Raw genomic sequence first — 23998 nt, 5'->3', positions numbered from 1 at the left:
AGCGGAAAGAACGGCGATATCCGCGCCATCTGGGCTTCGGAAAGCAGGAACATTTCGGTCATGGCAGCACCCCCTTGGTACCGCCAATGAATCAATGGATTGCCCCGAGAGCAAGCGATTTAATGAGTCCAGAGCCTAGGTTCTTGGCGGCCACCAGTTGCGCGTTGCCATCAGCTTCGGCCCCGGCAAGCTTTGCTTCCCAAGCCTCGATCATATGATCCCAGATCGCAGAAGCCTTCCGCATTGCCACAAGCGCGCTGTCGGTGTGCATTGAAAGCCAAACATACTCACGTTCTTCCGCAGACGCATCCCGCCGAGGCACGCGCTTTCTAATATGCAGTGTGGGTTCTCGCCGAGTGAACTTCAATTTGACATCATGCGCGAAGTCGCTCTAGGGCTGCAAAGGGGTATTGCAATGATAATTTAGCAGCAAATTGAGCAGAAAAATGACTATATCTTTTTAATTCGAGCCATTATTTGATCAGGCAATTATAAATTATAACATATTAAACAATACGTTAGGAAATTTTTTAACACTGGAGCGCCCGACACCTTGCGTAGGTGTCGGGCGCTCCAGTCTTTGTCGCTTGCGCTCACGCAGAAGGCTCCATCGGCGCGGCTGGCGGTTCCACCAGCTTCGGCTTGCGCGCCCGGGTTTTCGGGATCGCAATGACACCAGAACCCCCACTTGGACCGTCGCCCATGCCATCATCTACGGCACTGGGCGTATCGCCCGCGACAACCTTGCGGATTTCCTCGCCGGTCAGGGTCTCATATTCCAACAACCCCTTCGCCAACCGCTCAAAGCCTTCGGCCCGCTCGGTCAGGATGCGGCGCGCGGTCTCATAGCCTTCGTCGATCAGGCCCTTAACTTCCTGCTCGATCAGCATTTTCGTCTCAGCCGAAACCGAAAGCCCGGCGGTTTTACCCTGATAGCCTTCATGCGCTTCGGCGTAGTCAATGTTGCCAACCGCATCCGACATGCCCCAACGCATCACCATCGCGCGCGCCAAGCCCGAGGCTTGCTGGATGTCACCAGACGGCCCGTTTGAGACAGTATCCTCGCCCCATTTCAGAATCTCGGCGGCCTTACCGGCCATCGTCATCGCGATCTTCTGCTTGCACTCATCCTTGTGCCAGTTCAGTCGATCAATCTCGGGCAACGACACCACCATGCCCAAAGCGCCACCGCGCGGGATGATCGTCGCCTTATACACCGGATCGCATTTCGGCAAAGCCATGCCGACAATCGCGTGGCCCGCTTCATGGTACGCGGTATGCTCTTTCTGCTCATCGGTCAGCACCATCGAGCGGCGCTCGGCCCCCATCATCACCTTGTCTTTGGCGTTTTCAAAATCAGACATTGTGACAAAGCGGCGGCCGACGCGGGCGGCCAACAGGGCTGCCTCGTTCACCAGGTTCGCAAGGTCTGCCCCCGAGAACCCCGGCGTGCCGCGGGCGATCACCCGCAAATCAACATCCGGGCCCGACGGCACTTTGCGCGCATGCACCGACAAGATTTTCTCACGGCCTTTGATATCAGGATGCGGCACATGGATGGTGCGGTCAAACCGGCCCGGACGCAGCAAAGCCGGGTCCAGCACGTCCTTGCGGTTGGTGGCCGCGACGATGATCACGCCTTCATTGGCATCAAAGCCGTCCATCTCCACCAGCAGCTGGTTCAGGGTCTGCTCACGTTCATCGTTACCACCGCCGACGCCGACACCACGGGCACGACCCACAGCGTCAATCTCGTCGATAAACACGATGCAGGGCGCGTTTTTCTTGGCTTGTTCAAACATATCGCGGACACGGGAGGCCCCGACACCGACGAACATCTCAACAAAATCCGACCCCGAAATACTGAAGAACGGCACGCCCGCCTCACCCGCAATCGCCCGCGCCAGCAGGGTTTTACCGGTTCCCGGAGGGCCTACCAGCAAAGCGCCCTTCGGAATTTTGCCGCCCAAGCGCGAGAATTTCTGCGGATTGCGCAGGAATTCAACGATCTCCTCAAGCTCCTCTTTCGCCTCGTCAATGCCCGCCACGTCGTCAAACGTCACCCGGCCTTGCTTTTCGGTCAGCAGCTTGGCGCGGGATTTCCCGAACCCCATCGCCCCGCCTTTGCCGCCACCCTGCATCCGATTCATGAAGAAAATCCACACGCCGATCAGCACGATGAACGGCAACCAGACCGACATCAGCGACAGAATGCCGGATTGTTGCTGGCTTTTTGCACGCACTTCAACGCCTTTGGCCAACAACCGATCGGTCAGCATCGGATCATTCGGCGCGATGGTGGCGTAGCTGGTACCATCCTTGCCCTTCACGATCACGCTTTCGCCGTCCAGCGTGGCCGAGGCGACCTCACCCGCATCAACCCGCTGAATAAACTCAGAATAAGGCACATTGGACGACGACGAGGTGCCCGCCCCGGTGTTGAACATTTGAAATAGCGCAAGGATCAGCAGAAAGAGGACGACCCAGAATGCAATGTTTCGTGCGTTACCCACGAACTTCTCCGTTTGATTGGCCGGGAGGCCCAAATGGGACCAGTTTCGGCAGTTGTTCTTAAGATAGAGATAAGTCCGCCGGGTTCAATGCGATAAGACAAAGTAAGCGAAGCTGGGGCTGCGATTTGCGCACCAACCGTTGGAAAATCCGGCAAGAGGTGCGGCAATAAGCGCATCGCCGCGCCAGATCGCCGGGGTCACCAGCAGCGCGTCGCGGGGATGGCCGGTCGCCCGCCAGTCATTGCAAGCGCGCAAACCCTCGACCCCAAGCGCGCGAATGCACAGATTGGGTGCATGTGGCCCGGTCAGTTGCCAGCGGTTGTCCCACAGTTGCGTGGTCGGACAGGCAAGGCTTTGCACCGCTTTCGCCTCACGCAAAATCTGGATCGTATCGGCCTTGGACTTAAAGCGCACGCCGCCAAGTGTCGCATCTTTCCCAGCCGCAATCGCCGCCTGAACTGCCGTTAGCCCAGACTCGCGCGGCGGATAGCCTGCCCCGGTGATCCAGCGCAGCGCCGCGATCAACAGGCGACGTTGGATTTCCTGCGGGTGGGACAGAAAATCGGCGCGCGGGATACTCAGCGTTCCGGCCTCGGTCTGGGCAATCCCCCGCGCCGCCAGCTGAACTTGGCCGACAAGTGCCAAACGCGCGGCCTCCAGATTGCCGCTGACCGCAGCCAAAGTCAGCGCCGTGATGCCCAAAGAAGCCAAGGCCGCCAAGGCGTTGCGGGCTTTGACGCGGGTGTAATGGCTGTCCGCATTGCTGGGATCGTCGGCCCAGTGGATGCCGTGACTGCGCAAGTAATCGCGCAATGCCGCGCGCGGAATACTCAGCAATGGCCGAGAGAACGTGACACCGCCCTGCAACCAACGGCTGCGCATCCCCGACAGCCCGTCGATCCCTGCCTGCCGCGACAGGCCAATCAGAAAGGTCTCGGCCTGATCATCGGCGGTATGGCCGACCGCAATGCGGGAGAGCCCGCGCTCCTCCGCCCAAGCCTCGGCCATTTGATACCGCGCCCGACGCGCTTCATCCATCAGATTGCCCCCGGCATCGCCGCGCTGCCACAGGTTGATCTGATGCGGGATGCCACGCTGGCCGCAAAACGTCGCGACCATCTCGGCCTCGGCCCGCGCGCCTGCCCGCAAACCGTGATCTATGGTCAACGCCTCAATCCGAATGCCCTGCGCCCCAGCGGCCCGGTGCAGCAGATGCAGCAAAGCCATCGAATCGCCGCCGCCAGAAACCATAACACCGAGGGCAGAGCCCTCGGCACAATATTGTGCAGCGATTTCCAGCAGTTGCGCGTCTTGATCGCTGCCTACGGACACCCCAACCCCTGCATCGAGACCTGCGCATTTGTGGCATGAATGGTGCCCGGAAAGCGGTTGCCCACTTCGGCCAAGGTCACACACGCATCCGGCACCTGACCCAATGCGCCCAAAGCCTGCCCCAGCTTCAACAAAGATTCCGCCGCAAACGGCCCACCCGGTTTACCCGAAAACGCTTCCAGATAAGCCCGCGCGGCATTGGCGGTGTCATCCAGCTTGGTCAAAGCCTCACCCCGGTTAAAATTGGCTTCCTCGCTTAACGGGCTGCCAGGATAGGATTGCGTAAAGGTCGCAAAGAGGTCCGCGGCGGCGCGAAAGTCACCTTGACCGAGCACCGCCTTGGCCCGGTCAAAATCGTTCTTTTCGCCCATCGCCAATTCCGGCGCATCCGCAGCCGCCGCCGTATCTGTGCCCGTATCTGTGCCCGCCGCCAAAGCCGGATCAGCCGCCGCTGGCGCCGCCGCCGTATCGCCACCCAAAATCGGCGTTTCCGGGATGTTCGACGGATCGCAGCCCTCGGTCTGTTCACACAGCCGGAATTCGATATCGCCGATCCGATTGGTGCCATCGCTGATCACCCGGTTCAGCTTCAACTCAATTTCCTCGGCCTTGGCGGTCACCCGCGTCAACTCGGCCTCCATCGCATCCATCCGCTGCAAAGCGTCACCGCCCGCAGCCCCGGTTGCGGCCGCCCCCGATTGCACCAGTTCGGCCTTCAAGCCATTGAACTGCGCCGACAACTGGCCCAACTCGGCCTTCAGATCGGCAAGGGTCTGCGCCTTGTCCTGTGCAAACGCAGGTAAGGGAAGCAGAGCAAGACACAGAACCAGCCAACGCATCAGATCAATCTCCGTTTCAGATCGGGGCCTGCCCTGCGGCAAGCCCCCGTCACTTTTAGCGGTCAATTTTAGCAGTCAATTTTAGCCCAGAAACTTAAGCCCCGGTGCCCATCGACAACACCGTCACAGCGCGGCGGTTTTTCGAATAGCAGCCTTCGTCCGAGCAGACCTCAATCGGGCGTTCCTTACCGTAGGAAATCGTCCGCATCCGGCTGGGCGACACGCCTTGGCTGATCAGGAAATCCTGCACCGAAGCCGCACGACGTGCGCCAAGCGCAAGGTTATACTCGCGGGTGCCCTGCTCATCGGCATGGCCTTCGATGATGATCGCATAATCGGCATTGGTCGCCAGCCAAGACGCCTGCCCCGCCAACACGCCACGCGCTTCCGGCGTCAGCGTCGATTGATCCACCGGGAACAGCACGCGATCGCCGACCGATTGGTTGAAATAGGCAATCGAGCGCGGATTGCTCGGGTCGCCCAAACCATCGGTGTTGATGCCAGAGCCCACACCATTGTTCATGCCATCGGCGCCCGCGCCGTTCTTATAGCGGTCGGGGTTGTTACAGGCGGCCAAACCAAGGGCGGCGACCAGCAGAAGGGCTTTCGGAAGTAAAGTCATCAGGGGTTATCCTTTTCTTATGAGCTCGATTGCGCCCGTTATATCAGCTTTGCGCCGCCAAGGGAATCAGGGGCGCGTTAAGAATTACGGCAGCATCGGCGACCATGCCGGATCCGAGGCTGGGCCTTCGGTCGGGATCGCCTTCAGGTTGCGTCCCGAGACATCCACCGACATCAACCCCGCCTGACCACCCGCGCCCGCACCTTCGCGGGTGAACATGATCACCCGGCCGTTCGGCGCCCAAGTCGGGCCTTCATCAAGGAAAGACGCCGTCAGCAGGCGTTCCTCGGTGCCATCGGTCAGCATCGCGCCAATGTGGAAGCGGCCCTCGTTTTGCTTGGTGAACGCAATCATATCGCCGCGCGGGCTCCACACCGGGGTCGAATAGCGCCCCTTTCCGTTGGAAATCCGTACGCCTTCGCCGCCGCCCGCGCCCATCATATAGATTTGCTGGGTGCCGGAACGGTCGCTTTCAAACACGATCTGCGACCCATCCGGGCTAAAGCTGGGCGAGGTTTCAATCGACGGCGCATTGGTCAACTGGGTCATCGCCCCCGAGCCGATATCCATCGAGTAAATATCGCTATTGCCGCCCTTTTCCAGACTGAACACCACGGTATTGCCATCCGGGCTGAACCGCGGCGCGAAGGTCATCGTGCCGGGCACTTCGCCCAAGTTGCGGGTTTTCAACGACCCCACATCCATCAGATAGATCGCCGGAAAACCCGAGGCATAAGAGGTGAACAGAATCCGATCCCCATTCGGCGAGAACCGGGGGGCTAAGACGATGCTGCTGCTATCGGTCAGATATTTCACATTCGCGCCGTCATAATCCATCACACCCAGGCGTTTCTGGCGCTGGTTCTTTGGACCACTTTCAGACACATAGACCACCCGGCTGTCGAAATACGGGCCTTCCCCGGTGATGCGCGCATACACCGCATCGGCCACTTTATGCGCCATCCGCCGCCAGCTTTCGGGAGTGCCCGCAAATTGCAGCCCCTCGCCCAACGGCTGGCCCGACGCCACGTCGAACAGCCGGAACTTCACCACAATCCGGTCGCCCCCAGCCTGCACAGCCCCCGTGATCAGGGCTTGGGTGTTGATCGCCTGCCAATCCGGGTAAGAAATCGGCGCGTCGAAAGAAGTCACGCGGCTGATGTAAGCATCCTGCGGCGTCTCGATAAAAAGCCCCGTGCCAGCCAAATCCGCAGCCACCACCCGAGAGATATTCGCAGCAAGCTCCCCCGCCCCGCCCTCGTCGATAAAATCCGGCACCGCGAAGGGCATCGGTTCAATCACCGGAGAGTTGATGTCGATGGTGATCTCGGCATGAGCGACCGTGGTCAGGCTGGAAAACCCGATCATCAGCGCGGCAGTTAGGGATTTGAAAGGGCGCATCTTGTCCTCGTTTTTCAAGGGCGAATTATGTGGCCTGCTCTGGCCTTGTGACTGTGCGGGCTTCGCGTGGGGATTGCAGGGGAACATTCGTCGGATCATCGCAGCCTCATGCCCGAAGCGTCGAAATTCAGGTTCATCACGTTCCATTCGGCGTATTTGGCAGGGTCAAGGTCGTAGCCGGCCTTGCCGCCACAGCCCTTGACGCCCCGGATCACCGCACGACGGGCCGCATCAAAGGCTTGAACCGCCGCAGCCTCATCGCCGCCCGCGAAGGTGGTCATGGTGATGCCATTGCTATCGGGCGTGCCATCTTCCTTCATCTCAACCCGTAAGGTCAACTTGATCCGCTGTGCTGCGGTGGAAAGCGTGCCGATGTTCCAACATTGGTTGATCGACACCCGCACCCCATCCTTCTCACCCGCCGTCATCGGGGGGCCTTCGGGAATGTCGGTCTGTCCGCCATCTTGCGCCGGCGCATCCGAGGCCGCATCTGCCAAAGCCGCATCAATCGCCGCCTGATCGGCGGCCTCTGCATCAGCCTTGGCCTGCGCATCTGACTGCTCTTTGGCCATCTGCGCCGCCTGCGCATCCGCCTCGGCCTGCGCATCCAGCACCACCTGCGGGTCTTCCACAGGTGTCTCAACCACTGGCTTATCCGGCCGGGTCTGCGGACGCACGCTGGCAGTCGGGGCCAGTTCCGGCGCATCCGTCACCACCGCATCGGGGGCGGTCATCGTGGCCGAGTCCTGCGGTGACGCGGCAGGCTTATCTTCTTCAACCGGCGGCTGATCGGTCGGCTGATCCGTCACTTCCGGCGACGGAGCATCCGCCTCAACAGGCGTATCCACCGTGGCCTCGACCGGCGTATCGGTGATCCGCGTCGCAGGCTTAGGCTTGGGCTTCTCATCCATCGTCGGCACGGGGATCGGCTGTTCTGCCTCGGCAATCGGGGCCACCACGGGCGGCGCTTCATTCGGCTGCGGATTGGCGGCCACTGGAACATCGGGCGAGGGCTGCACAGGCACCACCGGGGTCGGTTCTACCACCGCAACCTCAGGCTCGACCGGAGCAGGTGCTTCGACCTGTGGCTTCGGCGCGGGCTTGGCCGCAGGCTTCACCTCTGGCGTATCCGCCGGGGGCTTCACAGACTGCGCCGCCGCATCCTGCATCGCCTTCAAATCCGATTCCGACACCATCGACACCTGCACCGAATCCGGCGGTGGCAGTTCGCGCGGCGCAAACAGCCAATCGCCCAGCACCACCCAGGTGATGACGACCGCATGGCCTACGCCGGAAAGGATCTGGCTTTTGTCCATCGCGCCCTAGTTGCCGTCCATCTTCGGCCCGCCTGCATCAGTGACCAGACCAATGTTGCTAAACCCGCCCGCAGACAGTGCCCCCATCACCTCTGCCACCCGCGTGTAAGGCAGCGCCCCATCGGCGCGCAGGAAAATCTTGTCGGATTTGCGCTGCGAGGCAATCGCTTGCAGCTTGGCGATCAGATCGGCGTCCGCGACTTCCGAAGTCTGGATCATCAAAACGCCCTCTTTGGTGATCGACACCGTCAAAGGCTCCTCTTGCTCGGTCGGCAAGCTGGTTGCCGCCGTCTTCGGCAACTCCAAAGGCACCCCAACCGTCAGCATCGGCGCGGTCACCATGAAGATGATCAGCAGCACCAGCATCACATCGACAAACGGCGTGATGTTGATATCAGCCATCGCCGCCGAAGACCCCCTGCGCCGCCTGCGCCCGCCGCCACCGGATTTTTTGACAACCCCCGCGGCCATGTCAGGCGTCCAACTGGCGCGACAGGATCGTCGCAAACTCGTCCGCAAACGCCTCATACCCGCTGGTGATATGTTCGCTATCCGCATTGAGTTTGTTATAGAAAATAACCGCCGGGATAGCTGCCACCAGACCGATCCCGGTCGCCATCAACGCCTCGGCAATCCCCGGCGCCACGGTGGCCAAATCAGTGTTCTTCGTCGCCGCAATCTGGGTAAAGGCGTGCATAATGCCATACACCGTACCGAACAGCCCGATGAAGGGTGCTGTCGCGCCCACGGTGGCCAAGAACGACAGGCCCTTGTTCAACACCCCAGCCTCACGCGCAATCGCCACATCCATCGCCCGGTCAATCCGCGCCTGCGCGCCCGCGATCAAGCCGCCATCTTGCCTGTGCGAGCGTCGCCACTCCAGCATCCCGGCGGCAAAAATCTTCTCGGACGGCCCTTGTGGGTCACCGCCGATCTTCTCGAACAAGCCATCCAAAGGTTCTCCCGACCAGAACTCGCGGTCAAACACCGTCGCCTCGCCGCGTGATTTGCGGAACAGGATATGTTTTTGAATGATGATCGACCATGACCAAAACGACATGATAATCAAGCACATCATCACGAGTTTCACCGTGAGGGTTGCGCGGAAAAACAGGGCGAGCATAGAGAAATCAATCTCTTGCGCCATACCAACGGCTTCAGTGTTCATAACGCCTGCTCTTGTTATCGGGGCTCTTTGGCCGCTTATTGCCCTAATCTTAACAAGAATTGAACCCTATTGCCAACACAATGGCGCGATGATGGCAACAAACCGCCCCTAAAGTCGGGTTGCGTGAACAGGTGCTTAAATTTGCCGCGCGGCTCTAATGCAGCGCAGGCAACAGCTTAGCGCGCATATCCGCCGGAATCCGCGCAGGCTGGCCCGTATTGGTCAGACACACCAATGTAACCAAAGCCAGAAACAGCCGCTCACCACCGCGCAAAACCGCTTGGCTCAACTCAATCCGCACACCAGAAATCGCCAAACACTCCGTCGTCACCTGTAAGACATCATCAAACTGCGCGGGCCGCAAATAATCCGCCTCCACCCGCCGCACCGCAAACACCAAGCCCTGCGCGGCCTTCAACGCCACCTGATCCACCCCCAAAGCCCGCACCCATTCCGAGCGCCCACGTTCGATGAATTTCAGGTAATTGGCGTAATAGACGATACCCGCAAGGTCAGTGTCCTCATAATACACCCGCAGATCAAACTGATGCATCTTGCCCTCGCAGTCGCGCCATCTCGGCAGCCTCACTGACAATCGCCGCCCGCCCCTGCGGCGTCAAAGCGTAAATCCCCACCGAGACGCGCTCGAACCAGCCATAATGATCCGCCCGCATCAACACAGCGGCGCGCGCGACACCCGCAGCCTTCGCCACTTCCGACGCCTTCATCGGCCCAAGCGCCAAGCTGGCCAAACACCGCAAAGCATCCTGCCGATAGGCCGTCACCCGCTTGATGCCCGTGGTGCCGCCCAAATTCGGATCGCCCACCCGGCGCTCAAACTCGCGCAACAACCGCCCCGCCCGCAGGGTATTCTTGCGCGGGCTGTAAGGCCCCGGATCAAGATGTGCCTCAACCAGTCCCGGCTTCACCGCCAAAAGCCCAAGGCCCAACCGCCGACACAACGCCACAATATCCTTGTAGCGCAGCTTCCAGCCCTTTTCCGTCACCGGAACCGCCAGATACACATCGTCAAACAACGCCTGCCGCGCCACACCCTGCATCACCAGCGCGAGTGAAAACGACAGCTTCATCTCCACCACCACCGCGGGCTCGCGGCCGCGCCGCGCCAGGATATCACAAGCGCCCACTTCGCCCTTCACCACATAGCCCTGCGCCTCCAGATAGGCCTTCAGGTCGGGGTAAAGATCGGCCTCTTTCACAGCCGCGCCGCCAGACGCAACGCATGGCTCGCATCGCGTGCCACCACCGGCATAAGCCGCGCATAGCCCGCCCGGATGATCCCCGCCACATCGGGCCGCAAGATCACCTGCCCCGCAACCCGCGCCAGTGGCGACACCTCGGCAAACGCCCGGTCTGACCACAAGCAAATCACCTGCGCCGCCTGCGCCAAAGCCAAGTCCTCTGCCGCAATCGCCTGTAAATGCGTATCCATCCGCAAAAACACAAACGCCGCCTTAATCGCGCCATCCGGGTCAAAGCGGAAAAACCGATATTGATTGGCCCCCGCCAGCTCAAGCCGATCACACAAAGGCGCCAAATCCGGAACCAGCCGCTCAAGGTTCGGCACCTGCGGCAACTCGGCCCAATCGCGAAAGAAAAACACCATCAGGTTCGCGCCAAGTTCCGGGTCATGCTCGGCCATCTTGTGATCGGCCAGAGTCACCACCGCCTCAATCGCCCCCTTCACCACACGAAGAGTCGCGTCCTCGACGCCAAACACCACAGGCACAATCGGCCGCCCCCAGCGCGCGAACAGATAACTGCCATCGCTGCGGGTAAAGAATGTCTGAACCTGTTCAGGTGTCATGCCGGCCCTCCATATTACGCCCTCATTACGCCCTCCGGATAGCGCGGCAAGGGCGCAGGCTCAACCTTATGGCGCTGATCTGCTTGAACCATGCGTCTCCGACGGGGATATTTGAGCACAGAGGATGACCCAAGAGCCTACTTCTGCCCATTTCACATCGGCCTAAATATCCCCGCCGCAGGCTCCGAGGCATCCACTCGCAAGCCGCATCAAACCTTAACAATCCCGGAACAGCCACCCATAACCTCTTGATTTCATATAAACCAAACCCCTGTCCACGCGGGGACACTAGCCTTCAAACAAATCCGACTGCCCCGCAGGACGCGGTGCGTCCATCCCCAAATGCCGCCAAGCCCGCGCCGCCAGCATCCGGCCCCTCGGGGTCCGTTGCAGCAATCCCTGTTGCAGCAAATAAGGCTCGATCACCTCCTCCACCGCATCCCTTGCCTCCGACAAAGCCGCCGCAATCGTCTCGACCCCAACAGGCCCGCCGCCGTAATGCTCGGCCAGCAGCATCAGATACCGCCGATCGGCACCATCCAGCCCGATCTCATCCACCCCCAACCGTGTCAGCGCCCGATCCGCAATCGCCCGCGTCAGCCGCCCGTCGCCTTCCACGGTCACGAAATCAACCACCCGACGCAGAAGCCGCCCCGCGATCCGAGGTGTGCCCCGCGCCCGCTTCGCGATCTCTCGGGTTCCCGCAGGATCAGACGGAATCCCCAACAGCCGCGCGCCACGGGTGACGATCAAATCCAACTCATCCTCGGTATAAAACTGCAACCGCATCGGTATCCCAAACCGATCCCGCAGCGGCGTCGTCAGCAACCCCAACCGGGTCGTCGCCCCCACCAGCGTGAACGGCTGCAACTCGATCCGCACCGTGCGCGCCGCTGGCCCCTCGCCGATCACCAGATCCAGCGCGAAATCCTCCATCGCCGGATACAAAACCTCCTCCACGATCGGAGACAGCCGATGAATCTCGTCGATGAACAGCACATCGCGCGGCTCAAGATTGGTCAGGATCGCCGCCAGATCGCCGGGCTTCGCCAGCACCGGGCCCGAGGTCATCCGAAACCCCACCCCCAATTCGCGCGCCATGATCTGCGCGAGGGTGGTCTTGCCAAGCCCCGGAGGCCCGTGAAACAGCGTGTGATCCATCGACTCGCCGCGGATCTTCGCGCTTTCAATAAACACCCGCAGGTTCGCGCGGGCATCTTGCTGGCCGACGAAATCTTCCAAAACCTGCGGGCGCAGGGCGCGGTCAAGGTCTTCGGGCAAAGCTTCGGGGCGCAGATCGGGGTCAGATTGCATCAGCGCGCCTTCGGAGCCAGCAGTTTCAACGCCGCCCGGATCAGCGTCGCGGTGTCAGCCTCGGGTTGTTCCACCGCGATGGTAGAGATCGCCTGCGCCGCCTCGCCATGCGCGTAGCCCAAATTCACCAGCGCCGACAAAGCGTCTGCCGTAAAGCCAGCGCGGTTTTGCGCAGCCGTCGGAGCCGCCGCTTTGCGCGGGGTCATCGGCGTCACAGGTTCCAAAACGCTTTCATCCACCTCCGCCGCCACCGCCAAATTCGCCCCCATCGCCATGATAGTCGGGGCTTTCGATTTCAACTCCAGAATGATCCGCTGCGCCAGTTTCGGCCCTACGCCCGGCGCTGCCTGTATCGCCCGTTGGTCGCCCAAAGTCAGCGCCCGCGCCACACCATCCGCGCCCAACGTGCCCATGATCGCCATCGCGGCCTTGGCCCCAACACCCTGCACGGTGGTCAGCAGCTTGTGCCACTCCTTATCTAAAAGTGTCGCAAACCCGAACAGTTGCAGCAGATCCTCGCGCACCAGCAGGTCGGTGTACAAAGACACCGCCTCACCCACCGCAGGCATCGCAGCCAAGGTGCGGTCGTTGACATAGACAATATAGCCAACCCCGCGCACGTCGATCAGCACCTGATCACTGCCCCGCCAATCCAGCCGCCCTGATAACTTCCCGATCATCCAACCGCCCTTTTCATTGCCGCCTGCAAGCGGCCCGCGCTTTGCAGATGATGCGCGTGGCATATCGCAATCGCCAGAGCATCCGCCGCATCTGGCCCCGCGATTTTCACGCCGGGCAGTTGCACCCGCACCATATGATCGACCTGACCCTTATCGGCATGGCCCACCCCCACCACGGTTTTCTTCACCGCATTCGGCGCATATTCGCCCACCGTCAGGCCAAATTGCGCGGGCACCAGCAGGGCGATGCCGCGCGCCTGACCCAGCTTCAGCGTCGCCACCGCGTCTTTGTTCACAAAGGTATGCTCGACCGCCGCCGCATCAGGGCCATATTGGCGCAGCACTTCCGTCAGCTGGCTGTGCAACGAGAACAGTCTTTGCGCCAGATCGCCATCGCCGTCACCGGGGGCAGAGTGGCAAATGCCATTGGCGACATGGGTGAGTTTCGAACCCACCACATCAATCACCCCCCAGCCAAGGTTGCGCAAACCGGGGTCGATTCCCAAAACCCGCATTCCCGCCCCTTTTTCTTCTATTTTTCGCAGAGTTTCTGCTTTTGACAGAATTAGCACGAAAAGAGAACATCCGCCAAGGGTGAATTATTTCTTGCCGCCGCCACAGCCCGCGACTATGCAGATGCGATAAAGCGACATCCGCGCTACGAAACACGACCAAAAGACGCGTGGTTTCCAAATCGCCTGTCAAATAGCGGCGAAATTGTGGCGTATGGCTATGCAATGGGCGCAATGCAGACTTGCTTGCGTGTCCGTTGTGCGAGGTCTGCAGCACAGCTAGATAAGCCTCACCGAAAGCAAGGTGCTGTTCGGATATAAAAGTTTGTAAAGGATAACCGCTATGGCCGCCTATGAGTCGTCCCGCGCGGCGCCGTTTGGTGCCATCTCGATTTTCCGTTCTGTTCAGGTCGTCTCGACGTTCGCGAACAGCTTCGCTGCTTGGAATGATGCACGCATCACGCGTCGCGCTCTGGGCAAACTGTCTGACCGTGAGCTTGATGATATCGGTCTGTGCCGTGGTGATGTGGAATTGATCGGCCGTTAACCGCTTTTGGATTGATCTGAAATCAGATTAGTCCAGAACTGGCGGCCTGATCTTATCGGATGTAAAAAGGGTCGGTGCTGCGAGGCATCGGCCCTTTGCGTTTGTGATGTTGAACAAATAGAAAACGCAGGCAAGGCCGCCGTGGCCCGCCTGCTTTGGTGCTAAAAATGGCTCGCTTAAATTCGAGCTATTTGAACGCTTTCAGACCTTCGCTGATTTTACCCGCGACAAACACCGTCGCCGGATCGGCCTGCATCAGCCAGCCGCCAAGACGATCAAAGCCTTCGCCAACCAGCAAAGCCTGCACGCGCTGATCATAGGTCTTCGCGCCAACCGATTGATAAATCATGCCCTTCAGACCGATACCTGCGCAAAGCACCAAGATCATCGGCATCAGCCAAGAGCGGCGCTTGCGGAGCGGTGGGTTGAAATAGGAACGCCCAAGCGTTCCAGCGGCATCAAAGCCATAGCCTTTGGCGCGCTTTTTCTCAAAGCGCGCGACATTCGTGTAAAAATCTACCAGATTCGGGTCGGCCATCCGAATAACTCCGTACTCACTGGCCCCCGCCTATTTATCTTTTACCCGCAGATTATGGCAAAATTTGGGCAATTCGTAAAAGCTGCCGTCATTTCGCCGTTAACCTTGTGTTAGCCGTCTTAGTTCCGCCGCATCACCAGACAAGACCACTCGCCCAGATCTTCGCGGGCCTGCGGGGTGAAGCCATTGGCGACATAGGCGGCGGTGATCGCATCCGCCTGCACCACCAGCAGCCCTGACAGGATGATCAGGCCGTTTTGCGCCAGATGCTTGGCCATATCCGGGGCAAGCTCGACCAGCGGGCCTTTCAGAATATTGGCAAACACCAGATCATAGGGCGCAGCCTCGGCCAGACGCGGATGCGCGAAACCTGCGGCCTCCATCGTCTCAATCCGGCCTTCCATCTGGTTGATGGCAACATTGGCTTCGGCGACATCAACAGCCACTTCGTCGATGTCAGAGGCGATCACCAGCGCATCGGGCAGCACGGCAGCAGCAGCCAGCGCCAGAACGGCGGTGCCGCAACCGATGTCCGCGACCTTGGCGGGACGGAAGCCTTCGCCATACAGCCGATCAAAGGCGCGCAGGCAGCCCAAGGTTGTACCGTGATGGCCTGTTCCAAAAGCCACGGTCGCCTCGATTTGCAGCGCGATCTTGTCGGCAGGCACCTTGTCGGCATCATGCGAGCCATAGACGAAAAACCGCCCCGCCACGACAGGCGAAAGCTCGCGGCGCACCTTGGCGACCCAGTCGATCTCGGGCAGTTCCGAGAGGGCGAAGGGTCTGGCATCAAAGGCCATCGCCAGCAGTTCCAGAACCGCCTCGGACGGGGCTTCAAGGAAATAAGCGCCAACCTCCCACAGCCCCGAGTCGTCCTCGATCTCGAACACGCCCACCCCGGTCGGCTCTGGCTCCATCTTCTCGATGGCCTCGGCAAGCGCATTGGCGGCGTCTTCGCCCATCAGGGTGGTCAAAGCGGTGTAGGTGGGCATGGGATGATCCGTTCTAGAGTTGCGCGCCTAGTAAAAGCTTTGCGGGTCAATGTCGATGGAAAGCCGCAGATTGTTCGGCAGTTTGAATTGGCCCACCCATTCGGCAATCGCGGCTTGCAAAGGGGCGGTCTTCTCAGCCTTGATCAACAGCCGCACGCGGTGCCGCCCCCGCACCCTAGCAACCGGGGCAGGCGCTGGCCCGTAAACCTGCGCGCCCACTTTGCGCAAAGGCTCATCGCGACGGGCAAGTTCCGCGCCAAAATCAAACACCTGCGCCACATCGGGCGACGACAGGATAATCCCCGCCATCCGGCCATAAGGCGGCACCCCGGCCATCCGCCGCTCGGTGGCCTCGGCGCGCCAGAAGGCTTCCTCATCGCCACCAAGGATAGCGCGGATCACCGGATGCTCGGGCTGAAACGTCTGCAACAGCGCGGTGCCCGGTTTATCCGCACGCCCCGCCCGCCCCGCAACCTGCCGCATCAGTTGAAACGTCCGCTCGGCGGCGCGCAGATCTGAGCCTTGCAAGCCAAGGTCAGCGTCAATCACCCCCACCAAAGTCAGCAGCGGAAAGTTATGCCCCTTCGCCACGATCTGCGTGCCGATGATAATATCCGCAGCCCCCTCGGCAATCGCCACAATCTGCTCTTTCAGCGCGCGGGCAGAGCCGAACAGGTCAGACGACAGCACCGCCACCCGCGCCTCCGGGAACAAAGCCACCACTTCTTCCGCCAACCGCTCCACGCCGGGACCAACCGGAGCCATCTTGCCCTCGACCTTACACGCCGGACATTCGGTCGGGATCGGCTTGGTCGCGCCGCATTGATGGCATTGCAGCCGCTTCAAAAACCGATGCTCCACCATCCGCGCATCGCAATCGTCGCAGCCAACCTGATGCCCACAAGCCCGGCACAAAGTGATCGGCGCAAAGCCGCGACGGTTCAGGAACAGCAAAGATTGCTCTTTGCGCGCGATCCGCACCTTCACTTCCGCCGCCAGCTTCGGCGAAATCCACGTATTTGACGCCAGTTTCTGCGCCCGCATGTCAATCGCCTGCATATCCGGCAGTTCCGCCACGCCAAACCGCGCGCCCAGATCCAAGCGGCCATACTTGCCCGCCTCGACATTCGCCCAAGTCTCCAGACACGGAGTAGCCGAAGCTAAAACAATCGGAGCCCCCACAATCGCCGCCCGCAGCACCGCCATATCGCGGGCATTATAGAACACGCCTTCTTCCTGCTTGTAGGACGTGTCGTGTTCCTCATCGACCACGATCAACCCCAGATCGCGGAACGGCAGGAACAAAGCCGACCGCGCGCCTACGATAAAAGACGCCTCGCCCTGCCCCACCATCCGCCACAACCGACGCCGTTCGGTCATCGTGACACCCGAATGCCACTCCGCGGGCCGCGCGCCAAACCGCGCCTGCACGCGGGTCAGGAAATCCGCCGTCAGCGAAATCTCGGGCAGCAAGACCAGTGCCTGCCGCCCCTTGCGCAGACATTCCGCCACTGCTTCCAGATACACTTCCGTCTTGCCCGACCCGGTGACGCCCTTCAACAACGTCCCCGAATACCCCCCTTGGGCGACCAAAGCGACCAGCGCATCGCCAGCAACAACCTGATCCCCCGCCAGCCGCGTATTTGTCACCGGGTTGAGGGCCGGATAAGGCAGATCCCGCGGCGCATCCTGCTCCAACACCACGCCCAGCTTGACAAGGCCTTTGACCACCGCAGGCCCACAAGCCGCTTCTTCGGCCAATTCGCCCAAAGTCACCGGGGCGCTACCAAACCGCCGCAAAGCCTCAACCACTCGAAACCGCGCTTCGGTCATCTGGTTCGGGATCACCGGCCCCAAAGCATAGGTCTTCTTCATCGACGGCGGGTCACCCAACCCCGGCGCGCGGGTCGCCAAGCGCAGCATCGCGGCCATCGGCGTCAGGGTGTATTCGGCGGCGCGGGTCAAAAACGAGCGCAACTCGGCCCGCATCGGGGCGGCATCCAGCACGCGATACACCGCACGGATACGCGCTGGATCGAACTTGCCCTCGCCCTTGCCCCAAACGACGCCAATAACTTTCCGCGGCCCAAGTGGCACCTCGACGAAATCGCCATCGCCGCAGCCGCCCTCGGGGGCTTTGTAATCCAGCATGCGGCCCAAAGGCTCGGTGGTCAGCACGCCGACCAAATCCCCCGCCTGATAGACCCGCTCGACCACCATCCACTCTTTCCTTGTTATGTGGTTTTGAGGTAAACCCCCACCCAAGCCACCGCAACCCACTCCAATCTGCTATAGTTACAAAAAACCGAGATAGGCCAAGCATGATCGACCAGGAACTGCGCGACAAAATCCTCGCGGAACCCGAGGTTCTGCTGGAAGACCGCGATGTGATGAACGCGCTGATCGGCGCGAATGAGCGGTTGATGGGCAGCAATATCGTCGATCTGCGCGGCATCGCGATGGAGCGTCTTGAGGGGCGTCTCGACCGCCTTGAAGACACCCACCGCTCGGTGATTGCGGCCGCCTATGAAAATCTCGCGGGAACCAATCAGGTACACCGCGCGATTTTGCAGATGATGGACCCCTTAAGTTTTGAGGAGTTTCTCAAGACTTTGGCATCAGATGTGGCAGGCACTTTGCGCGTCGATTGCGCGCGCTTGGTGCTGGAATCGGTGCAGGATGCCGAAGACCCAGCCCTGCGTAAACTGGGCGATGTGCTGTATGTGGCCAAGCCGGGGTTTGTTGGCGAATACATCTCGGGCGGGCGCAATGTGCCGCTGCGCCCGGTGGTGTTGCGGCAGGTGCTGCCACAATCGGATGCGCTTTATGGCGAGCGCGCGGGCTGGATCAGGTCAGAAGCGCTGATGAAGCTGGATTTCGGCAAGGGCCGTTTGCCGGGGATGTTGGTTTTGGGCGCGGAAGACCCGCATCAGTTCAAACCGACGCATGGCACCGACCTGCTGGCCTTCTTCGCGGGCGTGTTTGAACGCACCATGCGCCGCTGGCTGTCGTGAACAGCGCAGCCATCCCGCCCGCGCAACGCGATGCGCTGGCGCGCTGGCTGGAACATCTGCGCGCGTTGGATGCGGTGGCGGTGAACACACTGACCGCCTATGCCCATGATGTGACCGGGTTTCTGGCCTTCGTTGCGGTTCACCATGGCGAATCCGAAGGTCTGAAAGCCATCGCAAAGGTCGATCAATCCGACCTGCGTGCGTGGATGGCGTCCGAGCGCGAACGCAAACTCTCGTCGCGCAGTCTGGCCCGCGAACTGTCCGCGGTAAAAAACTTCATCGCATGGGTCGCCGACCGCGAAAACATAGATGCAACGGCCGTCCTCTCGCAGCGTGGCCCGAAATTCCGCCGCAAACTGCCGCGCCCGCTGACCGTCGACGGCGCGCGCGACATGATCGCCCAAGTCGGCGCGCAAGCCCGGACAGATTGGATCGCCGCCCGCGACATCGCCGTGGTGACGCTGCTTTACGGCTGCGGTTTGCGGATATCCGAGGCGTTGGGCCTGACCGGGGCAGCCCACCCTTTGCCCGACACCCTGCGCATCCTCGGCAAAGGCGGCAAAGAGCGGCTTGTTCCAACGCTGCCCATCACCCGCGATGCCGTGGCCGACTATGCCCGGCTCTGCCCTTATGATCTGACCCGCGCCGAACCGTTGTTCCGGGGGGCGCGCGGTGGCCCGCTGAACCCCCGCCTGATCGCCTTGGTGATGGAAAAATCCCGCATGCAGCTTGGCCTGCCCGCCACCGCCACCCCGCATGCGATGCGCCACAGCTTTGCCACCCATCTGCTTTCGGCAGGCGGAGATTTGCGCGCAATACAGGAGCTTCTGGGCCATGCCTCGCTCTCCACGACCCAAGCCTATACGGCAGTAGATGCCGCCCGCCTGATGGAAGTTTACGAAAAAGCCCATCCCCGCGCCTGATTTACGCCCCAACCCTTGCCCCGAATCCCGATTTGAGCGATCACAGCGCATGGATATTCGTATTAAAGCTCTTTCCGTCCACCTGCTGACCGCCTCTGGCGCGGTGCTTTCGATGTTCGCGATGCTCGCGGCGGTTGAAGGCAACTGGCGGGTGATGTTCCTGTGGCTGGTGGTGGCGCTGTTCGTCGATGGCATCGACGGCCCACTTGCGCGGCGCTATGACACCCCGAACAACTTTCCGATCTATGACGGCGTGTTGATGGATCTGATCGTCGATTACCTGACCTATGTGTTCATTCCGGCCTATGCTTTGTTCAAATCCGGCATGTTGGATGGCTGGACCGGCTGGCTCGCGATCATCGCGATCTGCTATGGCTCGGTGATCTATTTCGCCGATACCCGGATGAAAACCAAGGATAAGTCGTTCTCGGGCTTTCCGGCCTGCTGGAACATGGTGGTGCTGGTGCTGTTTGCTGTCGCGCCCTCGCAATGGGTGATCCTGATTGCGGTGATCCTGTTGACCGTGGCGATGTTTCTGCGGCTGAAATTCGTCCACCCCACCCGCACCAAGCGCTGGCGCTGGGTGACCTTGCCGATGTCGCTGGCTTGGGTGATCTGCGCCGGTTGGGCGGCGTGGATGAACTTCGCCGAAGGCTCTCTGGCGCATTGGGGCTTGGTGATCACGTCGCTGTATCTGTGTTTGGCCGGTATTGCCCAACAGATTATCCCCGACAGGACGAGTCACTAAGCAAGCGACTACTTTCGTCGCAATGGCGATGCTGAACACAAGATATAGTGGAAAAACCCGCCAAACCGCCACTCAAAACACAAGTCATTCCCCGCGGGGAAGACTTTCACAGCCGCGTCAAGATCACCCCAGCGACGATGACCGCCGAAGCAATGGCCTTTCCCTTGGTCATCCGCTCACCAAACACCAGCCAGCCAATCAGCACCGCAAACAGGATCGAGGTTTCGCGCACCGCAGCCACCACCGCAATCGGGGCTTTCGTCATCGCCCAGACCGACACGCCATACGCGCCATAAGACGCCGCCGCCGCAATCATGCCAACGCCCCAAGCCTTACGGTCGCGCGGCAGCACATCAAGGCCCCGATACGCCAGCATCCCGGTCGCAAACATCAACCCGTCCGCCACAAAAACCCACGCCACATAGGCAATCGCATCTCCCGCCACCCGCGCGCCGTGACCATCCAGCAGCGTATAACTGGCCGTCGCACAGGCCGACCCCAGCGCAAACGGCAGCATCTTGCGGCTTTCGCCGTTCGAAAAGATACCCTGCGCCATCAGCAGAATCCCGCAGCCCAAGACAAAAATCCCGCCATATTCGTGCAGCGTCAGCGCATCCGCAGGCATGGCTGCTGGCAACAGCATCGCCAACAGCGGGCCCAACAGCGCCACAATCAAAGGGGCCGATCCGCGCGCAATCGGATACACGCGCGAAAGATCGCCATGCTCGTAAGCATAGGTCAGGAACGACTTGTAGAAGAAATGCGCGCAGCCCGCCATCAGCACCCATTTCCACACTTCCGGTGCAGGCAACGGGCAGAACGCGGCCACCGCAAGGCCAATCGGCACCTCGCCAATTGACAGGATGATCATCGCCCCCATCCGCGAGGTTCCGGTTTTGATCAGCGCGTTCCAAAGGGCGTGCAGGAAAGCCGAGCCAAGGACGGCCAGCAGAATGGCAAAGCTCAAGATCAATCCCGCCTGTAAATGTCACCAAACTGTTACAGAGCGGCCTTGAATAGGCAAGGTCTGGCGCAAACTGGACTTACCGCTTTCTCAGCCAGATCGAGCCATTGTTGCGTTCCATCTGCTTGGTTTTCTCACGCGTAAACCGCTCAAACATGTCGCCCTTGGCTTTCAACTCGGACCCCAGTTTTTGCAGTACGGCATCGTTGAAGAACATCACCTCAAAGGCGTTGCCATGCGTCAACATGGCATCAACAAGATAGATCTCGTTCCACGACCTGTTGTCGTTAAACACCCACCGTTCTGGATACTCGAACGGATAGAAAATGTCGTGAATATGCACGATCACGCCCGGCTTCAGCGCTGGCAGGATATGCATATATTCGTAATGCACGTCGCTACCGGTCTTCAAAACATGCGACGAGTCAATGAACAGGATGTCGCCCGCCTCCAGTGCCGTGAAGGTGTCCAGCGGCAGAGATTGAACCGGCGCCTCGATCAAACACGAACTGTTGGGCGGGTTCAGCCCCATGATGCGAGTCAAGTCGATGTCGATCGTGGTGAATTTTTCCAAATTGGCATCGGTCATCACATCCAGCGTGTCAAACATCACTGCCGAGGAATAGCCCGCCCCAATTTCAATGATCTGGCGCGGGTTCAGCCAGCGCAGCATCGCTGACAAGATAGCAGCATCGTAATACATAAACTGCGTGTTGTGGCCGTAATATCTGAAGCCATCAGAAGGCTTCATCGGAAACGCCACGACCAGCGGCGCGATTTTCTCGTAAAGCGCCCGCATGGCATCATAATCCAACAAGGCATCCACCCGTGCATATTGCCGGGCGTGATGATCTGATTGCCAAAAGCTCTGCAACTCTGCGTGATTGCCAACGGGGCTGTAATAATGTCCCGGCTTTGCAAACAGTTTGACGCGCTGTTTTTTCTCATCCATCGTCGCGTCTCTCCGCTCCAAAGCTTACCGTTCACCAGAGACTAGATGCGACTTTTGACTTGTACAACAGGCACCTCTGGCCATTCGGATGGTCAAATCAGCAGGTCCGATCAAATTAAAAGACTGGCCGCGCCTTCTAATCTGAGCAGAAAAACCTTGCTCTCCACCCCGCCCTTCGCCGAAAATCCACCCAAGCCTTTGGCTGCCAGAATCCGGTGACAGGGGATCAGAACCGGGATCGGATTGGCGCCGCACGCCTGCCCAATCGCCTGCGCAGGTGCCCCAATCTCGCGCGCCAGATCACCATATTGCCGCGTCTGCCCATAAGGAATCGCCGCCATCGCCCGCCGCACCTTCTCAGAAAACCCAACTCCAAAATCCAAAGGCAGATCAAACTGGGTCAAACGACCTTCAAAATAAGCCCCCAACTGTGCCAAAGCCTCGATCAACAACGGCGACTCCGCCACGGGCCCCGCCTGCCAATGCAGTGCCGTGATCACACCGCCGCTCTCGGTCACACTGATCGGCCCCAGCGGGCTTTGCATCCCGGCCTGCATCACGCCAAAGTCCCCAACGAAGCCAGTGGCCGAAACGCCTCGCGCAGCATATCCGCCAGCCCCTCAATCGCCGCAGACCCGCCGCGCGGATTGCGTTTCAGCACGACGCGGGCGCGGTCAACGATGGGGAAACCATCGGCATTGGTCAACTCGCGGCAGCCCGGCGGGATCGTGCTGCGTGACAGGGGCGAGATCGCCAGCCCCGTCCGCGCCGCCACCCGCAGACTGGCCGAGGTGTCACATTCAAACGCCGCCCGCCACCGGATGCTTTGCTGATCCAAAGAGCGCAAAGCGAAATCGCGGCACCAATCGGATCGGAAATACACCCCCACCGGCACCGGTTGTTGCAGGTGTTGGGCATGGGCGATCGACGTCACCCACACCGTCGGGTCCAGACACAACACCTCATCCCCCGAGGTGTGGCTGCTGTCATAAATCACTGCCAGATCAAGCTGATCATCGTCCAACGCCGCCTGCTGTGGGGCGGTGAAATCACAGCGCACCGTCACCTCCACACCGGGGTGCCTTTCAGAAAACGCAGCCAGTGCGCGCGGCAAAATCGTCTCGGCATATTCATCCGGGATACCAATCCGCACGGGGCCCGCAAGCGGTTTTTCCCGCAAGGCGGTGGCCGCCTCCTCCAGCAAACTGGTGACACGCCGCGCATACGGCAGCAGTTGCGCGCCGCGTGGCGTCAGCACCACGCCGCGCGGCAGCCGGGTGAACAGCGGCTGCCCAAGGCTCTCTTCCAGCTTGCGGATTTGCATCGACACCGCCGATTGGGTGCGCCCCACCCGATCCGCCGCCGCCGTCACCGACCCAGTATCCACCACCGCCAGAAACGCCCGCATCAAATCACTGTCGAGGGGGATCATCGCAGGCAGCCATCTATGGAACAGATGGGAGGCATCATTTCTATTCGTTTGTCTTATGTCAAGGATTCGAGCAAAACAGTCTTATCCGAAACGAAGCCGTCCGATCAAACAGCACCATGCCAACCGCACCATGAAGGAGTCCGCCATGATCCGTTCCATCCTCGCCACCCTGCGCCAGCGCCACGCTCTGCGTCAGTCCATCGGCAGCCTGCTGCGCCGCGCCGATGATCATTTGCTTGAGGATATTGGCCTTACCCGTTGTGAAGTGCAGAGCTTGATCGCAGACAGCGCACCTGCCCAGCCGAAATCCGGCTATTTCGCGCCGTTTCACGCCTAAGATTTCCCTGACGACTTTAACGGGCA

Annotated in this window: 27 protein-coding genes; 5 read left to right on the top strand and 22 right to left on the bottom strand. The window is 60.4% G+C overall.

Annotated features, from left to right (window positions below):
* Window positions 1–91 precede the first annotated feature (91 nt).
* From Q7V03_RS05800 to ruvC, 15 genes are all read right to left on the bottom strand, one after another.
* Window positions 92–244, bottom strand: coding sequence for a hypothetical protein (locus Q7V03_RS05800; RefSeq protein ID WP_304924660.1), 153 nt, complete (start codon window positions 242–244; stop codon window positions 92–94).
* A gap of 349 nt (window positions 245–593) precedes the next feature.
* A complete protein-coding gene (gene ftsH / locus Q7V03_RS05795) occupies window positions 594–2513 on the bottom strand; it encodes an ATP-dependent zinc metalloprotease FtsH (protein WP_304924659.1) in 1920 nt (639 codons plus the stop codon).
* Between the two features lie 84 nt (window positions 2514–2597).
* Window positions 2598–3845, bottom strand: a complete 1248-nt coding sequence (gene tilS / locus Q7V03_RS05790; RefSeq protein ID WP_304924658.1) for a tRNA lysidine(34) synthetase TilS — start codon at window positions 3843–3845, stop codon at window positions 2598–2600.
* Window positions 3836–4684, bottom strand: a complete 849-nt coding sequence (ybgF, locus tag Q7V03_RS05785; protein WP_304924657.1) for a tol-pal system protein YbgF — start codon at window positions 4682–4684, stop codon at window positions 3836–3838. Before ybgF ends, tilS begins: the two co-directional genes overlap by 10 nt.
* Window positions 4685–4778: 94 nt before the next feature.
* On the bottom strand, window positions 4779–5306 hold the full coding sequence (gene pal / locus Q7V03_RS05780) for a peptidoglycan-associated lipoprotein Pal (RefSeq protein WP_304924656.1): 528 nt from the start codon (window positions 5304–5306) through the stop codon (window positions 4779–4781).
* A gap of 84 nt (window positions 5307–5390) precedes the next feature.
* On the bottom strand, window positions 5391–6674 hold the full coding sequence (gene tolB, locus Q7V03_RS05775) for a Tol-Pal system beta propeller repeat protein TolB (RefSeq protein ID WP_304924663.1): 1284 nt from the start codon (window positions 6672–6674) through the stop codon (window positions 5391–5393).
* A gap of 128 nt (window positions 6675–6802) precedes the next feature.
* The gene (locus Q7V03_RS05770; RefSeq protein ID WP_304924655.1) at window positions 6803–8023 is read right to left on the bottom strand and encodes a hypothetical protein; all 1221 of its coding nucleotides are present in this window, start codon (window positions 8021–8023) and stop codon (window positions 6803–6805) included.
* A 6-nt stretch (window positions 8024–8029) separates the two neighbouring features.
* On the bottom strand, window positions 8030–8494 hold the full coding sequence (tolR, locus tag Q7V03_RS05765; protein ID WP_304924654.1) for a protein TolR: 465 nt from the start codon (window positions 8492–8494) through the stop codon (window positions 8030–8032).
* 1 nt (window position 8495) lies between these two features.
* Complete coding sequence (gene tolQ, locus Q7V03_RS05760) at window positions 8496–9191, bottom strand: protein TolQ (protein WP_054005786.1); 696 nt, start codon at window positions 9189–9191, stop codon at window positions 8496–8498.
* 154 nt (window positions 9192–9345) lie between these two features.
* Window positions 9346–9744: a tol-pal system-associated acyl-CoA thioesterase gene (ybgC, locus tag Q7V03_RS05755; protein WP_304924653.1), complete on the bottom strand. Its 399-nt coding sequence runs from the start codon at window positions 9742–9744 to the stop codon at window positions 9346–9348.
* Entirely contained in the window at window positions 9731–10411 is a 681-nt protein-coding gene (locus Q7V03_RS05750; RefSeq protein WP_304924652.1) for a DUF2161 family putative PD-(D/E)XK-type phosphodiesterase, read from the bottom strand. The genes ybgC and Q7V03_RS05750 overlap by 14 nt, the downstream gene beginning before the upstream one ends.
* Window positions 10408–11019, bottom strand: a complete 612-nt coding sequence (locus tag Q7V03_RS05745) for a hypothetical protein (protein WP_304924651.1) — start codon at window positions 11017–11019, stop codon at window positions 10408–10410. Before Q7V03_RS05745 ends, Q7V03_RS05750 begins: the two co-directional genes overlap by 4 nt.
* Window positions 11020–11307: 288 nt before the next feature.
* A complete protein-coding gene (gene ruvB / locus Q7V03_RS05740; RefSeq protein WP_304924662.1) occupies window positions 11308–12336 on the bottom strand; it encodes a Holliday junction branch migration DNA helicase RuvB in 1029 nt (342 codons plus the stop codon).
* The gene (ruvA, locus tag Q7V03_RS05735) at window positions 12333–13013 is read right to left on the bottom strand and encodes a Holliday junction branch migration protein RuvA (RefSeq protein ID WP_304924650.1); all 681 of its coding nucleotides are present in this window, start codon (window positions 13011–13013) and stop codon (window positions 12333–12335) included. The genes ruvB and ruvA overlap by 4 nt, the downstream gene beginning before the upstream one ends.
* Window positions 13010–13528, bottom strand: coding sequence for a crossover junction endodeoxyribonuclease RuvC (ruvC, locus tag Q7V03_RS05730; RefSeq protein ID WP_304924649.1), 519 nt, complete (start codon window positions 13526–13528; stop codon window positions 13010–13012). Before ruvC ends, ruvA begins: the two co-directional genes overlap by 4 nt.
* Before the next feature lie 340 nt (window positions 13529–13868).
* Here ruvC and Q7V03_RS05725 point away from each other — a divergent pair, with 340 nt between their 5' ends.
* The gene (locus Q7V03_RS05725; protein WP_304924648.1) at window positions 13869–14072 is read left to right on the top strand and encodes a DUF1127 domain-containing protein; all 204 of its coding nucleotides are present in this window, start codon (window positions 13869–13871) and stop codon (window positions 14070–14072) included.
* 187 nt (window positions 14073–14259) lie between these two features.
* Here the strand turns inward: Q7V03_RS05725 and Q7V03_RS05720 are convergent, their stop codons facing one another.
* The 3 genes from Q7V03_RS05720 to Q7V03_RS05710 all read right to left on the bottom strand — a co-directional run bounded on the left by Q7V03_RS05720 (window position 14260) and on the right by Q7V03_RS05710 (window position 17822).
* Window positions 14260–14610 (bottom strand): hypothetical protein, encoded by a 351-nt coding sequence (locus tag Q7V03_RS05720; protein ID WP_304924647.1) that lies wholly within the window; start codon window positions 14608–14610, stop codon window positions 14260–14262.
* Between the two features lie 119 nt (window positions 14611–14729).
* Window positions 14730–15602, bottom strand: a complete 873-nt coding sequence (locus Q7V03_RS05715; RefSeq protein WP_304924646.1) for a 50S ribosomal protein L11 methyltransferase — start codon at window positions 15600–15602, stop codon at window positions 14730–14732.
* A gap of 27 nt (window positions 15603–15629) precedes the next feature.
* Entirely contained in the window at window positions 15630–17822 is a 2193-nt protein-coding gene (locus Q7V03_RS05710; RefSeq protein ID WP_304924645.1) for a primosomal protein N', read from the bottom strand.
* Window positions 17823–17923: 101 nt separating this feature from the next.
* Here Q7V03_RS05710 and Q7V03_RS05705 point away from each other — a divergent pair, with 101 nt between their 5' ends.
* Genes Q7V03_RS05705 through Q7V03_RS05695 form a run of 3 tightly spaced genes read left to right on the top strand, consistent with a single transcriptional unit; the run spans window position 17924 to window position 20287 of the window.
* Window positions 17924–18616, top strand: a complete 693-nt coding sequence (locus tag Q7V03_RS05705; RefSeq protein WP_304924644.1) for a DUF484 family protein — start codon at window positions 17924–17926, stop codon at window positions 18614–18616.
* Window positions 18613–19539, top strand: coding sequence for a tyrosine recombinase XerC (locus tag Q7V03_RS05700; protein WP_304924643.1), 927 nt, complete (start codon window positions 18613–18615; stop codon window positions 19537–19539). Before Q7V03_RS05705 ends, Q7V03_RS05700 begins: the two co-directional genes overlap by 4 nt.
* A 49-nt stretch (window positions 19540–19588) precedes the next feature.
* The gene (locus Q7V03_RS05695) at window positions 19589–20287 is read left to right on the top strand and encodes a phosphatidylcholine/phosphatidylserine synthase (RefSeq protein ID WP_304924642.1); all 699 of its coding nucleotides are present in this window, start codon (window positions 19589–19591) and stop codon (window positions 20285–20287) included.
* A gap of 106 nt (window positions 20288–20393) precedes the next feature.
* Here Q7V03_RS05695 and Q7V03_RS05690 read toward each other — a convergent pair whose 3' ends face one another.
* The 4 genes from Q7V03_RS05690 to Q7V03_RS05675 form a co-directional block, all read right to left on the bottom strand.
* Window positions 20394–21254 (bottom strand): EamA family transporter, encoded by an 861-nt coding sequence (locus Q7V03_RS05690; RefSeq protein WP_304924641.1) that lies wholly within the window; start codon window positions 21252–21254, stop codon window positions 20394–20396.
* Window positions 21255–21330: 76 nt separating this feature from the next.
* Entirely contained in the window at window positions 21331–22203 is an 873-nt protein-coding gene (locus Q7V03_RS05685) for a class I SAM-dependent methyltransferase (RefSeq protein ID WP_304924640.1), read from the bottom strand.
* Between the two features lie 110 nt (window positions 22204–22313).
* Window positions 22314–22760 carry a methylated-DNA--[protein]-cysteine S-methyltransferase gene (locus tag Q7V03_RS05680; RefSeq protein ID WP_304924639.1) on the bottom strand — a complete coding sequence of 149 codons (447 nt, stop codon included), beginning with the start codon at window positions 22758–22760 and terminating at the stop codon, window positions 22314–22316.
* Window positions 22760–23635 (bottom strand): LysR family transcriptional regulator, encoded by an 876-nt coding sequence (locus Q7V03_RS05675; RefSeq protein ID WP_304924638.1) that lies wholly within the window; start codon window positions 23633–23635, stop codon window positions 22760–22762. Before Q7V03_RS05675 ends, Q7V03_RS05680 begins: the two co-directional genes overlap by 1 nt.
* A 145-nt stretch (window positions 23636–23780) precedes the next feature.
* Between Q7V03_RS05675 and Q7V03_RS05670 the strand changes: the two genes are divergently transcribed.
* Window positions 23781–23972 carry a DUF1127 domain-containing protein gene (locus tag Q7V03_RS05670; RefSeq protein WP_304924637.1) on the top strand — a complete coding sequence of 64 codons (192 nt, stop codon included), beginning with the start codon at window positions 23781–23783 and terminating at the stop codon, window positions 23970–23972.
* Window positions 23973–23998: the final 26 nt, after the last annotated feature.

Origin of the sequence: Cypionkella sp., assembly GCF_030652235.1 — a bacterium.
Lineage (GTDB): Bacteria > Pseudomonadota > Alphaproteobacteria > Rhodobacterales > Rhodobacteraceae > Cypionkella.
This window is presented reverse-complemented; position numbering and strand designations above follow the sequence as displayed.

Bases quoted from the DNA above. Each gene is read 5' to 3' on its own strand.
- Q7V03_RS05800 (WP_304924660.1), bottom strand. From the start codon at position 244: ATGCGGAAGGCTTCTGCGATCTGGGATCATATGATCGAGGCTTGGGAA.
- ybgF (WP_304924657.1), bottom strand. From the start codon at position 4,684: ATGCGTTGGCTGGTTCTGTGTCTTGCTCTGCTTCCCTTACCTGCGTTT.
- pal (WP_304924656.1), bottom strand. From the start codon at position 5,306: ATGACTTTACTTCCGAAAGCCCTTCTGCTGGTCGCCGCCCTTGGTTTG.
- tolB (WP_304924663.1), bottom strand. From the start codon at position 6,674: ATGATCGGGTTTTCCAGCCTGACCACGGTCGCTCATGCCGAGATCACC.
- Q7V03_RS05770 (WP_304924655.1), bottom strand. From the start codon at position 8,023: ATGGACAAAAGCCAGATCCTTTCCGGCGTAGGCCATGCGGTCGTCATC.
- tolR (WP_304924654.1), bottom strand. From the start codon at position 8,494: ATGGCCGCGGGGGTTGTCAAAAAATCCGGTGGCGGCGGGCGCAGGCGG.
- tolQ (WP_054005786.1), bottom strand. From the start codon at position 9,191: ATGAACACTGAAGCCGTTGGTATGGCGCAAGAGATTGATTTCTCTATG.
- ybgC (WP_304924653.1), bottom strand. From the start codon at position 9,744: ATGCATCAGTTTGATCTGCGGGTGTATTATGAGGACACTGACCTTGCG.
- Q7V03_RS05745 (WP_304924651.1), bottom strand. From the start codon at position 11,019: ATGACACCTGAACAGGTTCAGACATTCTTTACCCGCAGCGATGGCAGT.
- ruvA (WP_304924650.1), bottom strand. From the start codon at position 13,013: ATGATCGGGAAGTTATCAGGGCGGCTGGATTGGCGGGGCAGTGATCAG.
- ruvC (WP_304924649.1), bottom strand. From the start codon at position 13,528: ATGCGGGTTTTGGGAATCGACCCCGGTTTGCGCAACCTTGGCTGGGGG.
- Q7V03_RS05725 (WP_304924648.1), top strand. From the start codon at position 13,869: ATGGCCGCCTATGAGTCGTCCCGCGCGGCGCCGTTTGGTGCCATCTCG.
- Q7V03_RS05720 (WP_304924647.1), bottom strand. From the start codon at position 14,610: ATGGCCGACCCGAATCTGGTAGATTTTTACACGAATGTCGCGCGCTTT.
- Q7V03_RS05715 (WP_304924646.1), bottom strand. From the start codon at position 15,602: ATGCCCACCTACACCGCTTTGACCACCCTGATGGGCGAAGACGCCGCC.
- Q7V03_RS05710 (WP_304924645.1), bottom strand. From the start codon at position 17,822: ATGGTGGTCGAGCGGGTCTATCAGGCGGGGGATTTGGTCGGCGTGCTG.
- Q7V03_RS05705 (WP_304924644.1), top strand. From the start codon at position 17,924: ATGATCGACCAGGAACTGCGCGACAAAATCCTCGCGGAACCCGAGGTT.
- Q7V03_RS05695 (WP_304924642.1), top strand. From the start codon at position 19,589: ATGGATATTCGTATTAAAGCTCTTTCCGTCCACCTGCTGACCGCCTCT.
- Q7V03_RS05685 (WP_304924640.1), bottom strand. From the start codon at position 22,203: ATGGATGAGAAAAAACAGCGCGTCAAACTGTTTGCAAAGCCGGGACAT.
- Q7V03_RS05680 (WP_304924639.1), bottom strand. From the start codon at position 22,760: ATGCAGGCCGGGATGCAAAGCCCGCTGGGGCCGATCAGTGTGACCGAG.
- Q7V03_RS05675 (WP_304924638.1), bottom strand. From the start codon at position 23,635: ATGATCCCCCTCGACAGTGATTTGATGCGGGCGTTTCTGGCGGTGGTG.
- Q7V03_RS05670 (WP_304924637.1), top strand. From the start codon at position 23,781: ATGATCCGTTCCATCCTCGCCACCCTGCGCCAGCGCCACGCTCTGCGT.